Raw genomic sequence first — 781 nt, 5'->3', positions numbered from 1 at the left:
GTCCAGTGGATCTTCCAGGTGATGGTGGCGCGGAGGGGATAGGTTCCGTTGCCGGAGGAGCGCAGGTACTTCACTCCGCAGGGGGGTGTCCGGTCGGCCTTCCCGGTGGCGTACGGCTCTCCGATGTGCCCGCCGGTGAACGTGCATACGCCGGAGGCGGGGTAGACCTGTGCGTCGGTTGTACCGGGCTCGATCCTCAGCGACACGGGCTCGGCGACGGTCGTGGCCCGCATCCTGAGCACGGGCACGGAGGCGGTGACGGAGACGGGCTTGAACTGGGTCGCGTCGAGCCAGGCCCAGGTGGGGAGGTTGACCTTGGTGGGGCCGGCGGGGGCGAGGGTGACTTTGGTGCCTGGTACGCGGATCTCGTTGTAGGCGAGTCCGGCGAGGATGGCCGGGGTGATGACGTTCTCGATGTCGGCGGGCGGTGCGGCGCCGGTGTCGACCCAGAAGTAGTCACGTTTGCAGGCGTCCCAGCCCGGCGGGTAGGACTTGTTGACGTAGGAGCCCCACCAGTAGCCCTTGCCGGTCTTGTCCTTGTTGAAGTCCTTCGAGTGGTCGTCCGGGTTGAGGAACGTCTTGCGCTGCTCGGCATCCCATTCATACCCCGTGGACTCCGCCGCCCAGACCGGCTCTTTGACCTTCTGCAACTGCTCGGGCGTATACGTCGGCGCATACCAACAAGCAGGCGGCGTCCAGGACGTCGTGGCCGCGACAGGCCCCGCCCCCTGCCCCGACCCGTTCTTCGAACGGTCGTAGACGACAGCACCGGCAGTGGCGG

The 781-nt window shown here is 67.2% G+C and carries 1 protein-coding gene; it reads right to left on the bottom strand.

Features of this window, described 5'->3' with window-relative positions; all coding sequences use genetic code 11:
- Nucleotides 1-781 (bottom strand): hypothetical protein (locus tag ADL01_RS22635; RefSeq protein WP_053743861.1); only part of this gene is annotated, 781 nt, incomplete at both ends.

The sequence above is a fragment of the Streptomyces sp. NRRL WC-3618 genome, assembly GCF_001280005.1.
GTDB lineage: Bacteria > Actinomycetota > Actinomycetes > Streptomycetales > Streptomycetaceae > Streptomyces.
Note: the sequence above shows the minus strand (reverse complement) of the source record. Positions and strands in the feature narration are given on the sequence as shown.